The organism is Virgibacillus sp. FSP13 (genome assembly GCF_054048505.1).
In genome coordinates this window covers 239,973-258,029 of the sequence record NZ_JBSVKG010000002.1, presented here as the reverse complement: position 1 = coordinate 258,029, position 18,057 = coordinate 239,973, and the positions used below count along the sequence as shown (strand labels likewise).

The following is an 18,057-nucleotide window of genomic DNA, read 5'->3' as shown; positions in this document are numbered from 1 at the left end:
ATTGATTTGGCTAAAGTAGCTGTATTAGGGGCTGGCAGCTGGGGAACAGCCTTAAGTATTGTCCTGGCAGATAATGGACATGACGTTAAATTGTGGTCCCACCGCAAGGAACAGGTTGAGGCAATCAATACGACCCATAAAAATGAAAAATACTTGGAAATTATGATCCCAAAAGAAATAAAAGCGTACAATGATTTAAGTGTAGCAGTAGAGGATGTAACCGCGATTGTACTTGTCGTTCCAACGAAAGCGATTCGGGAAGTTTGTGGCCAACTAAACGACTTACCTCTGGGTAATGCAACATTAATCCATGCGTCAAAAGGAATTGAACCGGAGTCATTAAAACGTGTTTCGGAAATGATTACTGAAGAGATGGATCAATATAACCACGAAGATATTGTTGTATTATCTGGACCAAGTCATGCAGAAGAAGTAGGAAAACGACAACCAACAACCGTGACCGTTTCATCAAGTAATGAGACAAATGCAAAAATCGCTCAGGATTTATTTATTAATGAATTTTTCCGTGTGTATACAAGTCCAGATGTTATTGGGGTGGAGCTTGGTGGGGCACTAAAAAATATTATTGCCCTAGGTGCAGGTATTTCTGATGGGCTGGGCTATGGTGATAATGCGAAAGCAGCACTCATAACAAGAGGATTAGCTGAGATCGCTCGACTGGGAACATCGCTTGGTGCCAACCCATTGACATTTTTAGGACTTCCAGGTGTCGGTGACTTGATTGTAACCTGCACAAGTGTACACAGCAGGAACTGGCGTGCCGGCAACCTATTAGGAAAAGGAAATAAATTGGACCAAGTGTTGGAGCAAATGGGCATGGTTGTAGAAGGTGTTCGAACAACAAAAGCAGCACATCAATTTGCAACAAAGCAACAAATAGAAATGCCAATAACAAACGGAATCCACAAAATCCTTTTTGAGGAAGCAAAACCGAAAGATGTCGTTGATCAATTAATGAATCGGAATAAGCGTGAAGAAATGGATGACCTTGCTGCACTGCTAAGCAATAGGTATTCCTAATAACACTTATATCGCCCCCTTGCATATACTATGGTGAAGTAAACATTGCAAGGAGGCGAGCAAGTGAGTAATTTTCAAAAAAACCTTTTTGATAAAATAAACCAAAAAGCAAACATTGATCCAAATGACGTCTATAGTGTAGCAGATTCTGTAAAAAACGCTGATTTCACAGATGAAAAAACTGTAAGAAATCTAGTGCGAAGACTGTCAAAATTAGCAAATAAGCCTTTGTCAAAACAAAAAGAAGATAAAATTGTTAAGTCTATTACGAGCGGCAATATGCCAATGGACGGCAATTCGTTAAATCAACTATTTAAGAAATAGCGTAAACTGGGCAAATGAGGATACAAAAACATAATAGCTCGCATAAAATAAATCGCACAAGCATTCATGGATAGAGTTGTTGTGGGTGTTATTTAGTCAAACAGAGATGAAGTTAGCCCCCTTCATCTCGACACATACAATTAGACGATTAGTACCTTTAATGCCTAATAGAGGTTGTTCAAAAAGTCCGATAAAAATGACACATCGAATTTCTTCGTTGGCTTGCTTTTCCGTTCCTCACGAGGTTAAAGAACTTTTGCTAAAACCGCCCACGTCCTGTGGGCAACGCAGAAGTCACCACGTCCTGTGGAAGCCCGTTCCGGTACTCAAAGCTACGTCGCCTCGAACTTCTCGGTCTTTTTTATCCTCCTTTTTGAACACGCACTAATAGTGTATTAAAGGTCTTTTCGTGCTATATTTTCATTCTCTATGTTATAATACGTTGTCAGATACAATAGCGTTATGTGTTTAGGGGTGAGTTAGATGTCAGTATCAATGATCGCAATGTGGGTATCGCTTATAGGGATGGCTTTGTTAATTATAGCCATTGGTCTGATTTACTTAAGCAGGTACAAGCTAAAAGGATTTCTTAGTGGAATTGTAGCCACTTTAGCTTACATTTGTTTCATTATAGGTAGTATTATTATATTTTATATTGTATTTAGTGGGCCAACCAGGTAAAAGGTTTAGGAGGTCTTTTTTAGTGAAATTTACATATATACGTGCGTGTGGTGCAATGCTGCTATTGACGATGTTGTTAAGTGGCTGTTTATACCCAAATGATGAGTTAGAAAAAAACCAAATACCGAATGAAGATCAGTTAGAATTAGTCCAAAAATCTGTTGATGACTATCGTGAAAAAACGAATGGTTTAGTCCCAATCAAGACGAAGGAAGAAGATACACCAATTTTCCAAAAATACTTAGTCGATTTCACCGCATTAAAGGCGAAACATTTAATAACAGAAATTCCTGGAAATGCTTATGAAAATGGTGGGGTCTATCAGTATACATTGATAACACCAGAGGATAATCCACGGGTGAAATTAATTGATTTACGTATGACTGAAAAAATTCGCGAGGTCCGTGTAAAATTAGAAATTTATCGTAATGAACATTTATATCCCCCATACGGAGAAGAAATTGTGAACGGGATATATAAACTGAATTATAAAAAACTAGGATTTGACAGCGAACCGTACGTTGTAAGTCCATATTCTCAAAAAAACTTGCCAATTATAATGGATACGGATGGTCAAATATTTGTTGATTATCGGATGGATTTATACGAAGCATTGCAAAAGAATGATCACGATTATAAAGAGGGAGAAGACATTCGCTATCTATTAGCAGAGAACTCGCCGTTTGTTCCCGCATACTCCCTTCCATATACAGTTCGTGATGGAGAACCTGTCTTTTTAAAAAAGTAAGGAAGTATCAAAGGATTAAGGTATAAGTAAATAAATAACGCATAATCATTCCCTTGTAACATATATTGTTGCAAGGGAATTTATTTATATCTGAATGGACAATGGCAACGCATGCGTCAACAGCTAAATGGCGGTCCTTTCGAAATAGAACAGGTGTATACGTCATTAGAAATAGGCTAATAGTGTACCCGCAATTATTGTTTTTTACTTTTTGCACACTTTTAAGTCATATTTTGATAGGACAACATCATAGACTTGTAATGTCAATTATTCGTAGTTTGTTCATTAGTAAAGGTTTAGTGAGATCGGGAGGGGATCGTTTGGAGAGAGTAGATATTTTTAAAGATATTTCGAAACGCACGAATGGAGATATTTACTTAGGCATTGTTGGAGCTGTTCGAACAGGTAAATCAACGTTTATCAAAAAATTTATGGAATCCGTTGTTTTACCGGACATTGAAGACGAAAGTGAACGAAGCAGGGCGCATGATGAATTGCCGCAAAGCGCGGCTGGAAAAACAATTATGACAACAGAACCTAAATTTGTACCAAATCAAGCTGTATCCGTTCATGTTGATGAAGGGTTAGACGTTAATGTGAGGCTAGTGGATTGTGTTGGATATGCAGTTGAAGGTGCGAAAGGGTTTGAAGATGAGAATGGACCAAGAATGATTCACACACCATGGTATGAGGAACCAATTCCATTTCATGATGCTGCCGAAATCGGAACGCGAAAAGTAATTCAGGAACATTCTACGATAGGTGTCGTTGTTACAACAGATGGAACAATTGGGGAAATACCGCGCAGTGATTACGTTGATGCAGAAGCAAAAGTCGTTGATGAATTAAAAGAAGTTGGCAAGCCATTCATCATGGTTGTTAACTCTGTGAGACCGTCAAGTCAAGAAACGGAATTGTTGCGCCAGGAATTAGCTGAAACGTACGATATCCCTGTATTGGCAATGAGCATTGAGTCCATGACGGAACATGACGTATATAACTTATTACGTGAAGCGTTATATGAATTCCCAGTGTTAGAAGTAAATGTTAACCTGCCAAGCTGGGTGATGGTATTACGAGAAAACCATTGGCTCAGAGAGAACTATCAGGATGCCATCCAAACAACGGTAAAAGACATTAAGCGATTACGTGATGTCGATCAAATTGTTGGACACTTCGTTGATTATGATTATATTGATCAGGCGAATATTGCTGGGATGGAGATGGGGGACGGGGTTGCTGAGATTGATCTACACGCACCGGACCACTTATATGATCAAGTTTTAAAAGAAATAGTCGGGGAAGAAATTCGCGGAAAGGACCATTTACTTGAATTGATGCAAGATTTTGCACATGCAAAACGAGAGTATGATCAAGTATCAGGTGCATTGCAAATGGTGAAACAAACCGGATATGGCATTGCAGCACCTAGTCTAGAAGATATGGAATTGGATGAGCCGGAAATTATTCGCCAAGGTTCTAGATTCGGTGTACGACTTAAGGCAGTTGCACCATCCATCCATATGATCAAGGTTGAAGTAGAGTCAGAATTCTCACCAATTATTGGAACAGAGAAGCAAAGTGAGGAACTAGTACGATACCTCATGCAGGATTTTGAAGAGGATCCGTTATCAATTTGGGAATCAGACATTTTCGGTCGCTCATTAAGTTCAATTGTCAGGGAAGGCATACAAGCGAAAATTGCAATGATGCCGGAAAATGCCAGATATAAATTAAAGGACACGCTTGAACGGATTATTAATGAAGGATCAGGCGGTTTAATCGCAATTATTTTATAGCAGCTTACATAGCTGCTATTTTTTTTGCCTTTTTTAAAACTTTTTTGTGGTGACAGCAGGAAATCACCCTTTTTTGTCGTATAGATATAGTATTAGCAAGTAATGACGGGCCACGCATACATTTTCCATAAATAGGGAAAAATGATGGCGAAAGGTAATTAAAATTCAACAATAACCTAAAAAATACGATCTTATTGTTGAATTTTGTTGCAAACTCCGTTATTATAAGCCTTGTCATCCTTGAAAAAGATGGCATTTAAGTATAAAAAAAGGCTAATTGGTCAACAAATGAAACAAGATTAATTATTTGTTCCAATGTCGATTGAAACTTTTGGGAGGAGGTGAATGTCATGAATAAAACAGACTTAGTAAATGCAGTTGCTGAAAAAAGCGAGCTTTCTAAGAAAGATGCTACAAAAGCTGTCGATGCAGTTTTTGAATCTGTCATGGATTCACTTAAAAACGGTGAAAAAGTACAGCTAATTGGATTCGGAAACTTTGAAGTGCGTGAGCGTTCAGCTCGTAAAGGACGTAATCCACAAACTGGGGAAGAAATTGAAATTCCAGCAAGCAAAGTTCCTGCGTTTAAACCAGGTAAGGCCCTAAAAGATACAGTAAAATAATTGATTTACATAGGGCGAAAGAGGGTGCGTTTATAACGCACCCTCTTTCTGTTTACTCTATTGATTGGCTCACATACTCAATTCTTGATATAGTGTAGAAGTATAGGTTAGGAGGAGTTCAAATGGATAATGCAAACACGGATTTTTTTGTAATAAAGGCGTTAGAGGATGGTGTTAACGTAATTGGGTTAACAAGAGGAACAGATACGCGCTTTCACCATGCGGAAAAACTAGATAAAGACGAAGTAATGATCGCCCAGTTTACAGAACATACATCAGCCGTAAAAGTTAGGGGAAAAGCGATCATCCAAACAAGCCATGGACAATTGGACAATGATTAACATTTTCACTTTATTGTTCGTCTGTTCATGATTTGTCGATAAAATTATGCTATAATGACAGATGGAAAAATTCACAGGTGAAAATATCCGTCTAACAGGTGTTGACAAAATCCGGCATCTAAAAAGCTGGGGTTTGTTTTTACGGAAGAAAGGGCTTAGGTGATGGCGTTTTGAGTACATCAGGTATGGAACTTGAAAACATAAAAACTTTGATCGAAACCAAAATCCAACATACATATCTTGAAAAATACATTAAAAAGCCCGTGATTGATGACGAGAAATTAATGGTTTTAATATCCGTTATCGATAATACTACATTATCAGATGCAAAAAAAAAGCAATATATCGTGACAACCATGCTAGTTCAGATTGCACTTGATACACATGATCAAGTAATAAAAGTAACACAACCAGATGAAGGTAAAGAACAGAAACAGCAAAAACAACTGACTGTTTTGGCCGGTGATTATTATAGTGGGTTGTACTATTCCCTACTTGCTGAAGTGGGGGACTATGATATGATTCATGTCCTTGCATCTGCGATTAAAGAGATCAACGAATATAAAATGAAACTATATTATTTAGAAACAAACTCATTTCTGTCATTTATCAAGTTGATCCAAAAAGTAGAATCCCTCTTGTTTGTTCATGTTACTGAATATGTAAAGGAATTCGCGGTTAAAAATGTAATAGAAGAATGGTTATTAGCTAGTAAATTGCTGCAGGAAATAGAACATGTTGATAAGGAAGGATATTCCCCTTTACTTGATCTATGGTTTAGTCAATCTCGTACTTACACCTATTCGATGATGGTCAAAACTGTTAAGACGATTTTCAACCGTACTTTACAGCAAATGGAGCAGACATTACCGCAGCTTCCTGACAATCATACCCGCTTAAAAAACCATATTTTCAATCAAATCAAGGAGAATTTGAACAAACAAACTACAAAAGTGGAAGAAGGGTAAATGATGCCACAACTATCGAAGGAAGAACGCGTCCATCACGTTTTTGAAAAAATATACGATAACTATGACTCCATGAATTCAGTTATTTCCTTTCAGCGTCATAAGGCATGGCGGAAAGATGTCATGAATCAAATGCAGGTCAAAAGGGGTACGAAAGCACTTGATGTCTGCTGCGGTACAGGGGATTGGTCCATTTCACTGGCCAAAAAAATCGGGCCAGATGGAGAAGTTATCGGGCTTGATTTTAGCGAAAACATGCTTGCAGTAGCTAAAGAAAAGCAAAAGAAAACCTTTCCGATGAAGCAGCTCAGCTTTATGCATGGAAACGCCATGGATCTTCCGTTTGCTGATGATTCATTTGACTATGTAACGATTGGATTCGGTTTACGAAATGTACCAGATTATATGACTGTACTAAAAGAATTGTATCGTGTTGTTAAACCACATGGCAAAGTGGTATGCTTGGAAACGTCCCAGCCGACATTGATGGGATTTAGACAAGGCTATTATTTTTATTTTCGTTTTATCATGCCTTTCATTGGTCGACTCTTCGCAAAAAGCTACCAAGAGTATGCGTGGCTACACGAATCAGCAAAAGGTTTTCCGGGCAAAAAAGAATTAAAGCATATGTTTCAAGAAGCAGGATTTTCTCATGTCCAAGTGAAGAGCTATACGGGTGGTGTAGCAGCAATGCATATGGGATATAAAGAAGGAACAAAAGCGTAAGCGCCTACGGGAGGCGGGAGAAGTCTCGCTGGGCGCTGAAGTTGGCTATGCTATCATTTTAGCGGCCAACATGCTATACTTTCATAGCTTTCAACAAAACAATAGTACGAGAATTTAAAGGTGACATGCATGAAAATAGCTAAAATATATGGATATTTAAAAAAAGATTTAGACCGAATTGAAGTGGCGTTAAATAGCGTTATACAAGCTGAACATCCTGTATTGCGAAAAGCTTCAACCCAATTACTGGAAGCAGGTGGGAAACGAATACGCCCTGTCTTTGTTCTGCTGTCAGGACAATTTGGTAACTATGATATGGAACGGATGAAGACGGTAGCTGTCTCTCTTGAATTAATTCACATGGCTACACTTGTTCATGATGATGTAATTGATGATGCAGAATTGCGGCGGGGTAAGCCAACAATTAGGCAAATGTATGATAATCGAGTCGCTATGTATGCAGGTGATTACATATTAGCCCGATCTTTAGAGAGCATTACGTCTTTACGCAAACCAAACGCACATCTCGTGCTATCGAAAACAATTGTCGAAGTGTGTATTGGAGAAATTGAACAAATTAAGGATAAATACGATTGGAACCAGCAACTGCGTGATTATTTACGCAGAATCAAGCGAAAGACAGCTCTGTTAATCGCAACAAGCTGCAAATTAGGCGCGATTGCTGCCGATGTACCAGAAGAAATTGCGAACAAATTATACAGGTATGGATATTATATCGGAATGTCCTATCAAATAATTGATGACATTCTTGATTTCACATCATCAGCTACCGAACTTGGTAAACCAGCAGGACACGATTTATTTCAAGGGAATATTACCTTACCCGTCTTATATGCAATGAAAGACGAAGCATTTCACGCCCAATTAAAAGAAGCGTTTGCTAGTCCGGATGCGGTAAAAGAAACACACATGCATGACCTTGTTCAGGCTTTAAATCAGACAGACGCCATATCTATCTCGTATCAGTTAAGTGATCTTTATTTGAAAAAGGCTTTAGCCATAGTGGAACAGTTACCGAATACGAAAGCAAAAAACACATTACGCGACATTGCAAAATACATTGGGAAAAGGCGTTCATAAGTCGTTGTCATGTTTACAAAAATTTGTTAGAATTTAAAAGGCTGTACTAATCATACATACTAGAAGAGGTGGAAAGATGGAAAAAACATTTTTAATGGTAAAACCAGACGGCGTTCAACGCAATTTAATTGGAGATATTGTTAGTCGATTTGAACGAAAAGGCTTTCAATTATCCGGTGCTAAGCTAATGACTATTTCTAAAGATTTGGCTGAAAACCATTATGGGGAACATAAAGAACGTCCTTTCTTTGGTGAGTTAGTTGATTTCATTACTTCCGGACCTGTATTTGCAATGGTTTGGGAAGGAGAAAATGTTATTGCAACAGCACGTGAAATGATGGGAAAAACAAACCCACAAGAAGCTGCACCTGGAACAATTCGTGGTGACTTCGGTGTAACTGTTGGTAAAAACGTTATTCATGGTTCAGACTCACCAGAAAGTGCTGAACGTGAAATTGGTCTATTCTTTGATGAAAGCGATGTTCTAACCTATTCGAAACAAGATAGTGCATGGATCTATTAAACAATAACCTCCGTTTAAAACGGAGGTTTTCCTTTAAAATAGAGGAGAAGAGAAATGGCAGAGGACTACATAAATTTTATTTCACGTATCAGACAAAAACTTGGAATTGATTTAAGGTTGTATAAAGAGGCGCAAATGAAACGCCGACTCACATCACTAAGAAACAAACGTGGGTATACTGATTTTGATAACTATTATCAAGCATTAAACAATGACGAACAATTATTACAGGAATTCGTTGATAGACTGACAATTAATGTTTCTGAATTCTATCGTAATCCGAAGCGTTGGGAGGTACTACAGAAAAAAATCTTCCCACTGATGCTTGAAAAAAAACAGAAATTATCCATCTGGAGTGCTGCGTGTTCAACAGGTGAAGAGCCCTATAGCATCGCTTTAATGGCAAACGAGTATTTTCCCGATGCGGATGTACAAATTCTCGCAACAGATATCGATGATACGGTATTGGAAAAAGCTAAACAAGGTATTTACCCAGCGCAAGCATTAAAAGATTTACCGAAGCAGATGAGGAAAAAGTACTTTACAGAAGAACATGGGCTATATCACATCGATAAACATGTTAAACAACAGATTACGTTCAAACGACATAACCTGCTTTCCGACGGTTATCCCAGCGGAAATGACCTGATTGTCTGTCGCAATGTGCTAATATATTTTACGGATCAGGCGAAGGAATCGATCTATAAAAATTTTAGCCATGCGTTAGTTGAAAATGGTGTGTTGTTTGTTGGCAGTACTGAACAAATTTTCAGTCCGAACAAATACGGTTTAACTTTACAGGATACTTTTTTTTACCAAAAAGAATAAACACGAATTACTCTTGCCGAATCATGTCAAGAGTATTTTTTATATGTTTCCTTTGTATAAGGCTCTTTTCGCCATGTTTGTTGCTTCTTTATTTAGCAGTTGATATAAAATGCGAACTAACAGAAATACTATTTCGAGATATTTCACTCGCTCTTTCTAATAATTATTTGTGCTGGAACTCGCTATGGCAGAATACTTCGCTTTCCATGGGCACGGCCTTTCTTTTTCAACCACCACTAAGGGGGCTTCGGACACGTGCTGTTCCCATAGGAGTCTTCGTATTCTTGCTCCGCTATTTGAGCTTTTCTGGTTAATGGGTAGTGGTAATCTATAAAAGCAACGTTTCATATGAGGTTTTTCATCTACTTCAGTCCAATTCGGTGCTATAAAGAAGTTAAAAAGCACAACACCAGTGAAGGAAATACACGGAGACTCCTGCGGGAAATGGGAGATCGGTGAGACCCCACAGGGCGTCAGCCCGAGGAGGCTCACCACTCCCCCGCGGAAAGCGAAGTGTATTTCCGGAACGGCAGTCCATCATCTTAATCTCTACATCGGATTCTATATCCACTGTGTAAAAAACAAACAGCCTTTAGATTCAAACTCCTAATTTATTGAATTGATATATAGTAAGACCCCACTTAACGAAGGTCTAACTATTAAATAATGTGGAATGAATAAAATTTTTCATAAAATAATGTCACATTTAGAATATGATATGGTATAGTAATACAAAATTGTTTTGATGGAGGATGAAATATGCGCTACTTAACTGCAGGAGAATCTCATGGCAAACAATTAACTACAATCATCGAAGGGATTCCTTCCAATATGCCGTTGGTTAAAGAAGATATTAATGCCTCATTACTACGCAGGCAAAAAGGCCACGGTCGTGGAAAACGAATGCAAATTGAGAAAGATTTAGTAGAAATTACGAGTGGTGTACGACATGGGTACACATTAGGTTCACCTATTTCTTTAATAATACATAATGACGATTTTAAGCATTGGATGGACATTATGGGGGAGGATCCGGTTGATGAAGATGCAAAAATTAGGCGTACCGTATCCCGTCCACGTCCAGGTCATGCCGACTTAAATGGTGCGTTGAAATACGGACATCGAGATATGCGTAACGTACTTGAACGCTCCTCGGCAAGAGAAACAGCTGCTAGAGTTGCTGCTGGAGCTGTGGCCAAAGCATTATTAAAACAGCTTGGGATTGAAATAATCGGCTACGTAAAAGAAATTGCTGGAATCCAAGCACAAGATGATCCATCACTTTCAATGGAAGAACGAATTGAAAAGCAAGAAGCATCACCTGTAAGAACACTGGATAAAACGGTGGAAAAGCAAATGATGGACGCGATTGATCAGGCAAAAAAAGATGGTGACTCCATTGGTGGTGTTGTAGAAGTTTATGTGGAAGGAATGCCTGCTGGTGTAGGTTCATACGTACACTATGACCGAAAACTTGATGGTAGAATTGCTGGTAGTGTGGCAAGCATTAATGCCTTTAAAGGAGTCGAGTTTGGCATTGGGTTTGAAGCAGCACGCAAAAATGGTAGTGAGGTACATGATGAAATCGCCTGGACTAAACAAGATGGTTACTATCGTAAAACCAATCGTCTAGGTGGCTTTGAGGGTGGAATGACAACTGGAATGCCAATTGTTGTAAAAGGGGTAATGAAACCAATTCCTACGTTATATAAACCATTGCAAAGCGTAGATATTGAAACAAAAGAGCCTTTTAATGCCAGCATTGAACGGTCTGACTCTTGTGCTGTTCCGGCTGCATCCGTCGTTATGGAACATGTTGTTGCATTTGAAATAGCACGAACATTGCTGGAACAATTTCCAAATGATCAGTTTACGAAGTTGCAAAAAGCCGTGGAGGACTACCGCGAAGAAATAAGGTGTTTTTGATGAACAAATTACTGATTAAAACGAGTACACATCCTTACTTTATTTATACGGGTGAAGATATTCGCTTTTCTTTACAGGATTTACTACCAAAAACGTATTCATCTTTTTTTATTATTACGGATGATCATGTATCCAAATTATACCTCGATGATATACGAGATAATTTATCTGGTGAGCAGTGTGTGTTTCACTCGATTGTTCAACATGGCGAACAGTCGAAAAGTATGGAAACCTATCATGAGTTGCTGACAGATGCCTTAACCTATGGGCTTGATAGACAGTCATTAATTATCGCCCTAGGTGGTGGTGTTGTTGGGGACATTGCAGGTTTTGTTGCTGCAACCTATATGCGTGGTATTGATTACATTCAAGTTCCAACAACCATATTAGCACATGACAGTAGTGTTGGCGGGAAAGTTGCGATTAATCATGAATTAGGGAAAAATTTAATCGGCAGTTTCTATCCACCAAAAGTAGTGATCTATGATACAACCACTTTACAAACGCTAAACCCACGTGAAGTGCGATCCGGATATGCGGAATTGGTCAAAGAGGCACTACTTAGTGATGAACAATTTTTCCACGATATAACGAAGACAAACCTTAATGCTTTATCAGAGAAACAATTGGAAAGTCATTTACAAAAAGGGATACACATCAAAGCAGGTATTGTGGAATCCGATGAAAAAGAAGCCGGCATCAGGAAATATTTAAATCTTGGCCACACACTTGGCCACGCATTGGAAGCGGAATTAGGATATGGAAAGTTAACACATGGGGAAGCTGTAGCAATTGGTACGTTATTTGCACTAAGGGTTAGTGAAATTCTATTTTCTAGTAATCTTCCTTATGACGATTTATATAAATGGTTACAAAAAAATGATTACCCATTATTACTGGAAGAAGTAAATACGAATGCATTGATAGCAAAAATGAAATCAGATAAAAAAGTTGTTCATGATAAAGTGCAGATGGTGTTATTGAAACAGACTGGTAACCCAACTGTAGCTGAAATCAATGATCATGATCTTCAAGTATTTTTAGAATCATTTTTAAGGGAGCTGGTTGATAAATGATACGTGGTGTTCGAGGGGCAACGACAGTCCAAGCTAATGAAGAGAATCAAATCGTAACAAATACTAAAAGTCTCGTTGAAGATATGGTTCTTAAAAATAATATAGAGGTTGATTCTATCTCACATGTTTTGATTTCTGTATCAGGCGATTTGAATGCTACCTTTCCAGCTAAATCACTCCGGCAAATACCTGGTTGGGTCTATGTTCCTGTCATGTGCATGCAAGAAATCGATGTGCCAAATAGTTTAAGTTACTGTATACGTATCATGATGGTCATCAATACGACGGTCAGACAAGAGGAAATAAAACACATTTTTCATCATGAAGCAAAGCAATTACGACCGGATTTAATGCAAAGGTTAGGTGAGTAATACAATGGACGGTAAGCAGATATTAAATAAAATGGCACCATATAAACAGGGAAAACAAATGGATGATGTAAAAAAAGAGTTTGGGTTAACACGAATTGTCAAACTAGCATCAAATGAAAATCCATTCGGTCATTCACGGAAGTTGCAGGATCAATTGCCTGAAATGCTGCAGCAATTTGAATTTTATCCTGATGGGCATGCAGCAGTAATACGAACACAACTAGCTGCAAAATTAAATGTGGATGAAAGCCAGCTTGTATTTGGGAGTGGATCAGATGAATTGGTTCAAATCATTTGTCGAACATTCCTCCACCCAAATGTGAACACAGTTATGGCTATACCAACATTTCCACAATATAGTCATCATGCATTAATTGAAGGTGCACAAGTTAAAGAAATTCCAACCCAAAACGGCTACCATGATTTGGAAGCAATGCTTGATGCGATTGATGCAAACACAAAAGTTGTATGGCTTTGCTCACCAAACAATCCAACAGGGAGTTTAATTCCAGAAAATGCGTTTTATTCCTTTATGGAGCATTGCCCTAAAGATGTCTTAGTCGTTTTAGATGAAGCATATTTTGAGTACATTGATCATGAACGTAAACCTGCTATTCTAGATAATCTTAATAGCTATCCAAATCTACTTGTGTTACGTACGTTTTCGAAAGCTTACGGACTAGCTGGATTACGGATTGGGTATGGGATTGGAAATGAGGATTTAATTGCAAAATTGAATATTGTCAGGGGACCGTTTAACACATCTACCTTGGCACAAAAAGCTGCAGTGATAGCATTAGACGATCAGCAATTTATTGAAGAAACATATCAAATGAATAAACAAATACGTACTAACTTTCAACGTGCTTTAGATAATCTTGGTTGGTCTTATGACGATTCACAAACAAATTTCTTACTTGTTCATCTCCCTGTATCTGGTGATAAGATGTTTCAATATTTATTACAACACGGATATATTGTCAGACCTGGTGAGGGAATTGGTTGCCCAAATGCAGTCCGAATAACGATTGGAAAAAAACAGGATATGGAAGAGCTGCAAACAATTTTAACAGCATTTTCACAACAGGGGGATTAAATGAAAAAACAAAAAGTACTTGTTATCGGACTCGGTTTGATTGGAGGATCTTTAGCTAAAAACATGGCACGGTCTGATGAAAACTACATAGTCGGTTATGATACCAATCAGCAAACGATTGAATTTGCTCAAATCAATGGAATTATTGATGAAGTTTGCACATCTATTTCAGATAGTGTGAAGCAAGTTGATTTTGTTATATTGGGAACACCTATTTCAGAAACCCTTGCACTAATCGAGCAACTGGATCAAATAGAGCTTTCACATCCGGTTGTTATCACTGATGTTTCCTCCGTTAAGCGTCCTGTAATGTTAGCGGCAAATCAAATAACCAACCCTTATTTAACCTTTATCGGGGGTCATCCGATGGCAGGATCACATAAAAAAGGAATCATTGCTGCGAAAGATCACTTGTTTGAAAATGCTATTTATGTGTTAACACCTATGCGGAATTGTACCAATGAACACCTTGACTCACTCAAAAAGCTTTTGCAAAGTACCAAAAGTAACTTCATCACATTGGATCCGGATGAACATGATGAAATGACAGGGGTGATCTCTCATTTTCCACATTTGATTGCCTCGTCACTCGTACATCAGGCGAAAAAGTGGGAGTATACACATACATTCATTCCAAAACTTGCTGCAGGTGGATTTCGGGATATTACGAGAATTGCTTCAAGCAATCCGGAAATGTGGCAGGACATTTTCTATCATAATCGAAATAAAATGTCCCGGCTATTAACGGATTGGATAGCAGAAATGACAGAATTGAAACATTTCCTTGATTATAATGACAAAAAACAGATGATTGACTACTTGAAACAAGCTAAAAATTATCGGGATGGATTAGGGAAAGAAGACAAAGGTGCAATTCCTGCTTTTCATGATCTATATGTTGATATTCCAGATCAGACAGGGGCTGTTGCTTCCGTTGTCCAAATCCTTGCTGCTAAAAATATCGGAATAAAGAATATTGAAATACTAGAAATCAGGGACAGTATTACCGGTGTTTTGCGGTTAAGTTTTACAACCGAATCAGTCCAATTGAAATGCTGTCAAATTCTACAGAAAAAAGGGTATGAAGTTGTAATAGATAAATAAAAATTACCGATAAATGATACTTTTATGTAAGACTGTTTTCTCCAGCCACCCTAGAATACGCGAAGTGTAAGCAGACCGCGGGTCAGATAGCAACAATCTATGCAAAACAACCTTATGTAAAATGTTTACTTCTAAATTTTGTTAAAAGGGGATACTTTAATGGGAAAAAGAGAATTAAAGCCATACCGAAAACCGTTGACAGGTGTGATAGAAGTCCCTGGAGATAAATCAATTTCCCATCGCGCAGTCATATTAGGGTCACTGGCTGCTGGTACAACAAAGGTCCGTAATTTTTTAGATGGTGAAGATTGCATGCGAACGGTAACTATTTTTCAATCACTAGGGGTGAAAATTGAAAAAGATAAGAATACGTTGCTAATTCATGGAGAAGGGATAAAGACCTTAACCGAACCGAAAGCTCCTCTTTACTTTGGAAATTCCGGTACGACTGCCAGATTAATGATTGGTGTCCTTGCTGGATTGCCGTTTTTCTCTACTGTTTATGGGGATCCATCACTAACGAAACGACCAATGGACCGTGTCGTTACACCGATGCAACAGATGGGAGCTAATTTTGACGGGCGAGAAAACAGCTCCCATTTGCCATTGGCGATTAGGGGCGGAGAACTAACGGGAATATCCTATCAACTTCCGGTAAAAAGCGCTCAAGTCAAATCAGCCGTATTATTAGCAGGAATTCTTGCGGAGGGATTGACTGAGGTTGTCGAACAAGCGGAAACACGTGACCATACGGAAAAAATGTTGCAAGCTTTTGGAGCCAATGTAAAAAAAGATAAGAATACGATTATCGTCAAAGGAAAACAAGAATTACAAGCAACGAACGTCTATGTACCTGGGGACATCTCATCGGCCGCATTCTTTTTGGCAGCTGCGTCCATTGTACCTGGAAGTAATTTAACGTTAAAAAATGTCGGTCTTAACGGAACTCGAACGGGTATTATCGATGTATTACAAATAATGAGCGTACCGATAACGATTGCCAATCAACAAATAATCAGCGGAGAAAAGATTGGTGATATAACGATCTCGAAAGCAAACTTGACCAGTTCAACCATTGAAGGTGACCTTGTTCCAAAGCTGATTGACGAAATTCCAATTATTGCATTATTGGCTACGCAAGCAGAGGGAACAACTATTATTCGTGATGCAGCTGAATTACGTGTTAAAGAAACCGATCGAATTGCAGCTGTTGTCGATGTTTTATCCACGTTAGGAGCAAATATTGAAGCGACTGATGATGGCATGATTATCCATGGCAAGACGCCATTAACAGGTGGATACGTGCGGGCTTATGATGATCATCGAATTGCGATGATGATTGCGATCGCCTCGTTGATTGCCAATGAGAGTGTCTTTCTTGATGATGATGCAAGTATTGCAATTTCCTATCCCGACTTTTTTGCTGATCTGGAAATTGCTCAAGATGAATAAAAGAATCCACTTCATGTGGATTCTTTTTCAATCTATGATAAAATTTAAATGAGTTTTATATTGAAAGGATGTACGGTTTGGAAACTATAATGGAAGCTGTTCGTTTAATGGAAAGCAAAAAAAGTAATGAAGCTATTGCACTATTAGAAGATTATTTACCAATGGCGGATGAAGAGGAAAGGTTTACCATCGCTGAATTATTTATTCAATGGGGATTTTTACAAGAGGCTAGTACTATTTTACAGGAATTGATGCAACAATACCCTCGGGAAAGTGAAATAAAAATAATGCTTGCTGATATATATGTCGAGCTTGAAAATGATGAAGAAGCCATTAATTTGTTGAATAATATAAAAGAAGATGATGAATCATACCTAGAATCGTTAATTCAGCTTGCTGACTTATATCAGGCACAAGGGCTTTTTGAAGTTGCCGAACAGAAATTATTATCTGCCAAACAATTAAATCCAACTGAACCAATTATTGATTTTGCATTAGGGGAATTGTTGTTTTCGACTGGAGAGTATAAAAAGGCGATTACCCATTATGAAAAGGTTATTGAGGTTACAAGTGAAATTGCGAATGTGCCGATTCATGTCCGTTTAGCAGAATGTTACGCAGGTACCGGTGAATATGAAGAAGCATTGACCATTTATCAAGACGTCGATAACGAGGATTCTGATACGTTATTTAAATATGGACTTACTGCCTATCAAGCAGGAAGAAGAGATATTTCCATTAAAGCATGGGAACAAGTCATTGAAATTGATCCATATTACCATACCGTTTATTATCAACTGGCAAAAGCATACGAAGAGGAAGAAATGCCAATCGAAGCATACAATACCGCAAAAAAAGGATTACAGGTTGATGAATTTAATAAGGAACTTTTCTTTTACGCAGGATCTTTGGCACATCAGGTAAATGAAGATGGGGAAAGTGAAAAGTGGATTCGGGAAGCGATTGCACTTGACCCGGATTATAAAGAGGCCATTTTATTTCTCGTTGAATTCTTTAAGACAAAAGAAAACCATTCAGCAATTGTTGAATTATTGGAGCAAATTAAAAAATCTGGGGCAGATGATCCGTTGTATGAGTGGGAATTAGCGCGGGCTTATGAAAAAACAGAATCGTATAATGATGCATTAAATCACTATCAAGAAGCATATAATAACCTAAATCAAGATAGTGAATTTTTAAAAGAATATGCCTATTTCTTAACTGAAGAAGGGAGGATTGCTGAAGCACTGCCGATATTCAAGGCCTATTTAACCCAACAACCAGAGGATTATGAGGTTGAGGAATTTTTCCACAGATTAAACCAATAGA

Annotated in this window: 19 protein-coding genes; all 19 read left to right on the top strand. The window is 38.2% G+C overall.

The window, feature by feature from the left end; translation table 11 throughout:
• Positions 1 to 6: 6 nt before the first annotated feature.
• A complete protein-coding gene (locus ACW2QC_RS03190) occupies positions 7 to 1,041 on the top strand; it encodes an NAD(P)H-dependent glycerol-3-phosphate dehydrogenase (protein ID WP_457542526.1) in 1,035 nt (344 codons plus the stop codon).
• Between the two features lie 63 nt (positions 1,042 to 1,104).
• Positions 1,105 to 1,365 (top strand): stage VI sporulation protein F, encoded by a 261-nt coding sequence (locus ACW2QC_RS03185; RefSeq protein WP_457542525.1) that lies wholly within the window; start codon positions 1,105 to 1,107, stop codon positions 1,363 to 1,365.
• 483 nt (positions 1,366 to 1,848) lie between these two features.
• Positions 1,849 to 2,046: a DUF2768 domain-containing protein gene (locus ACW2QC_RS03180; protein ID WP_457542524.1), complete on the top strand. Its 198-nt coding sequence runs from the start codon at positions 1,849 to 1,851 to the stop codon at positions 2,044 to 2,046.
• 55 nt (positions 2,047 to 2,101) lie between these two features.
• Positions 2,102 to 2,794, top strand: a complete 693-nt coding sequence (locus ACW2QC_RS03175) for a hypothetical protein (protein ID WP_457542645.1) — start codon at positions 2,102 to 2,104, stop codon at positions 2,792 to 2,794.
• Positions 2,795 to 3,114: 320 nt separating this feature from the next.
• The gene (spoIVA, locus tag ACW2QC_RS03170) at positions 3,115 to 4,593 is read left to right on the top strand and encodes a stage IV sporulation protein A (RefSeq protein WP_457542523.1); all 1,479 of its coding nucleotides are present in this window, start codon (positions 3,115 to 3,117) and stop codon (positions 4,591 to 4,593) included.
• 350 nt (positions 4,594 to 4,943) lie between these two features.
• Positions 4,944 to 5,216, top strand: coding sequence for an HU family DNA-binding protein (locus ACW2QC_RS03165; protein ID WP_106497399.1), 273 nt, complete (start codon positions 4,944 to 4,946; stop codon positions 5,214 to 5,216).
• 122 nt (positions 5,217 to 5,338) lie between these two features.
• Entirely contained in the window at positions 5,339 to 5,557 is a 219-nt protein-coding gene (gene mtrB, locus ACW2QC_RS03160) for a trp RNA-binding attenuation protein MtrB (RefSeq protein ID WP_106497400.1), read from the top strand.
• 170 nt (positions 5,558 to 5,727) lie between these two features.
• On the top strand, positions 5,728 to 6,525 hold the full coding sequence (locus tag ACW2QC_RS03155; protein WP_457542522.1) for a heptaprenyl diphosphate synthase component 1: 798 nt from the start codon (positions 5,728 to 5,730) through the stop codon (positions 6,523 to 6,525).
• 3 nt (positions 6,526 to 6,528) lie between these two features.
• Entirely contained in the window at positions 6,529 to 7,251 is a 723-nt protein-coding gene (locus tag ACW2QC_RS03150; RefSeq protein ID WP_457542644.1) for a demethylmenaquinone methyltransferase, read from the top strand.
• A 129-nt stretch (positions 7,252 to 7,380) separates the two neighbouring features.
• Positions 7,381 to 8,352 (top strand): heptaprenyl diphosphate synthase component II, encoded by a 972-nt coding sequence (gene hepT / locus ACW2QC_RS03145; RefSeq protein ID WP_457542521.1) that lies wholly within the window; start codon positions 7,381 to 7,383, stop codon positions 8,350 to 8,352.
• 76 nt (positions 8,353 to 8,428) lie between these two features.
• The gene (gene ndk, locus ACW2QC_RS03140; RefSeq protein ID WP_457542520.1) at positions 8,429 to 8,875 is read left to right on the top strand and encodes a nucleoside-diphosphate kinase; all 447 of its coding nucleotides are present in this window, start codon (positions 8,429 to 8,431) and stop codon (positions 8,873 to 8,875) included.
• Between the two features lie 54 nt (positions 8,876 to 8,929).
• Complete coding sequence (locus ACW2QC_RS03135) at positions 8,930 to 9,703, top strand: CheR family methyltransferase (RefSeq protein ID WP_457542519.1); 774 nt, start codon at positions 8,930 to 8,932, stop codon at positions 9,701 to 9,703.
• Between the two features lie 759 nt (positions 9,704 to 10,462).
• On the top strand, positions 10,463 to 11,629 hold the full coding sequence (gene aroC, locus ACW2QC_RS03130) for a chorismate synthase (protein WP_457542518.1): 1,167 nt from the start codon (positions 10,463 to 10,465) through the stop codon (positions 11,627 to 11,629).
• A complete protein-coding gene (gene aroB, locus ACW2QC_RS03125) occupies positions 11,629 to 12,705 on the top strand; it encodes a 3-dehydroquinate synthase (RefSeq protein ID WP_457542517.1) in 1,077 nt (358 codons plus the stop codon). The genes aroC and aroB overlap by 1 nt, the downstream gene beginning before the upstream one ends.
• A complete protein-coding gene (aroH, locus tag ACW2QC_RS03120; protein WP_457542516.1) occupies positions 12,702 to 13,076 on the top strand; it encodes a chorismate mutase in 375 nt (124 codons plus the stop codon). The genes aroB and aroH overlap by 4 nt, the downstream gene beginning before the upstream one ends.
• A 4-nt stretch (positions 13,077 to 13,080) precedes the next feature.
• The gene (gene hisC, locus ACW2QC_RS03115) at positions 13,081 to 14,172 is read left to right on the top strand and encodes a histidinol-phosphate transaminase (protein ID WP_457542515.1); all 1,092 of its coding nucleotides are present in this window, start codon (positions 13,081 to 13,083) and stop codon (positions 14,170 to 14,172) included.
• Positions 14,173 to 15,276 carry a prephenate dehydrogenase gene (locus ACW2QC_RS03110; RefSeq protein ID WP_457542514.1) on the top strand — a complete coding sequence of 368 codons (1,104 nt, stop codon included), beginning with the start codon at positions 14,173 to 14,175 and terminating at the stop codon, positions 15,274 to 15,276. It abuts the gene before it with no gap.
• A gap of 159 nt (positions 15,277 to 15,435) precedes the next feature.
• Positions 15,436 to 16,728: a 3-phosphoshikimate 1-carboxyvinyltransferase gene (gene aroA, locus ACW2QC_RS03105; RefSeq protein ID WP_457542513.1), complete on the top strand. Its 1,293-nt coding sequence runs from the start codon at positions 15,436 to 15,438 to the stop codon at positions 16,726 to 16,728.
• A 68-nt stretch (positions 16,729 to 16,796) separates the two neighbouring features.
• A complete protein-coding gene (locus ACW2QC_RS03100; RefSeq protein WP_457542512.1) occupies positions 16,797 to 18,056 on the top strand; it encodes a tetratricopeptide repeat protein in 1,260 nt (419 codons plus the stop codon).
• Position 18,057 lies beyond the last annotated feature (1 nt).

What these genes read in the sequence shown, in the direction of transcription:
- ACW2QC_RS03180 (WP_457542524.1), top strand. Translation starts at nt 1,849, where the DNA reads ATGTCAGTATCAATGATCGCAATGTGGGTATCGCTTATAGGGATGGCT.
- ACW2QC_RS03175 (WP_457542645.1), top strand. Translation starts at nt 2,102, where the DNA reads ATGCTGCTATTGACGATGTTGTTAAGTGGCTGTTTATACCCAAATGAT.
- ACW2QC_RS03165 (WP_106497399.1), top strand. Translation starts at nt 4,944, where the DNA reads ATGAATAAAACAGACTTAGTAAATGCAGTTGCTGAAAAAAGCGAGCTT.
- mtrB (WP_106497400.1), top strand. Translation starts at nt 5,339, where the DNA reads ATGGATAATGCAAACACGGATTTTTTTGTAATAAAGGCGTTAGAGGAT.
- ACW2QC_RS03150 (WP_457542644.1), top strand. Translation starts at nt 6,529, where the DNA reads ATGCCACAACTATCGAAGGAAGAACGCGTCCATCACGTTTTTGAAAAA.
- hepT (WP_457542521.1), top strand. Translation starts at nt 7,381, where the DNA reads ATGAAAATAGCTAAAATATATGGATATTTAAAAAAAGATTTAGACCGA.
- ndk (WP_457542520.1), top strand. Translation starts at nt 8,429, where the DNA reads ATGGAAAAAACATTTTTAATGGTAAAACCAGACGGCGTTCAACGCAAT.
- ACW2QC_RS03135 (WP_457542519.1), top strand. Translation starts at nt 8,930, where the DNA reads ATGGCAGAGGACTACATAAATTTTATTTCACGTATCAGACAAAAACTT.
- aroC (WP_457542518.1), top strand. Translation starts at nt 10,463, where the DNA reads ATGCGCTACTTAACTGCAGGAGAATCTCATGGCAAACAATTAACTACA.
- aroB (WP_457542517.1), top strand. Translation starts at nt 11,629, where the DNA reads ATGAACAAATTACTGATTAAAACGAGTACACATCCTTACTTTATTTAT.
- aroH (WP_457542516.1), top strand. Translation starts at nt 12,702, where the DNA reads ATGATACGTGGTGTTCGAGGGGCAACGACAGTCCAAGCTAATGAAGAG.
- hisC (WP_457542515.1), top strand. Translation starts at nt 13,081, where the DNA reads ATGGACGGTAAGCAGATATTAAATAAAATGGCACCATATAAACAGGGA.
- ACW2QC_RS03110 (WP_457542514.1), top strand. Translation starts at nt 14,173, where the DNA reads ATGAAAAAACAAAAAGTACTTGTTATCGGACTCGGTTTGATTGGAGGA.
- aroA (WP_457542513.1), top strand. Translation starts at nt 15,436, where the DNA reads ATGGGAAAAAGAGAATTAAAGCCATACCGAAAACCGTTGACAGGTGTG.
- ACW2QC_RS03100 (WP_457542512.1), top strand. Translation starts at nt 16,797, where the DNA reads ATGTACGGTTTGGAAACTATAATGGAAGCTGTTCGTTTAATGGAAAGC.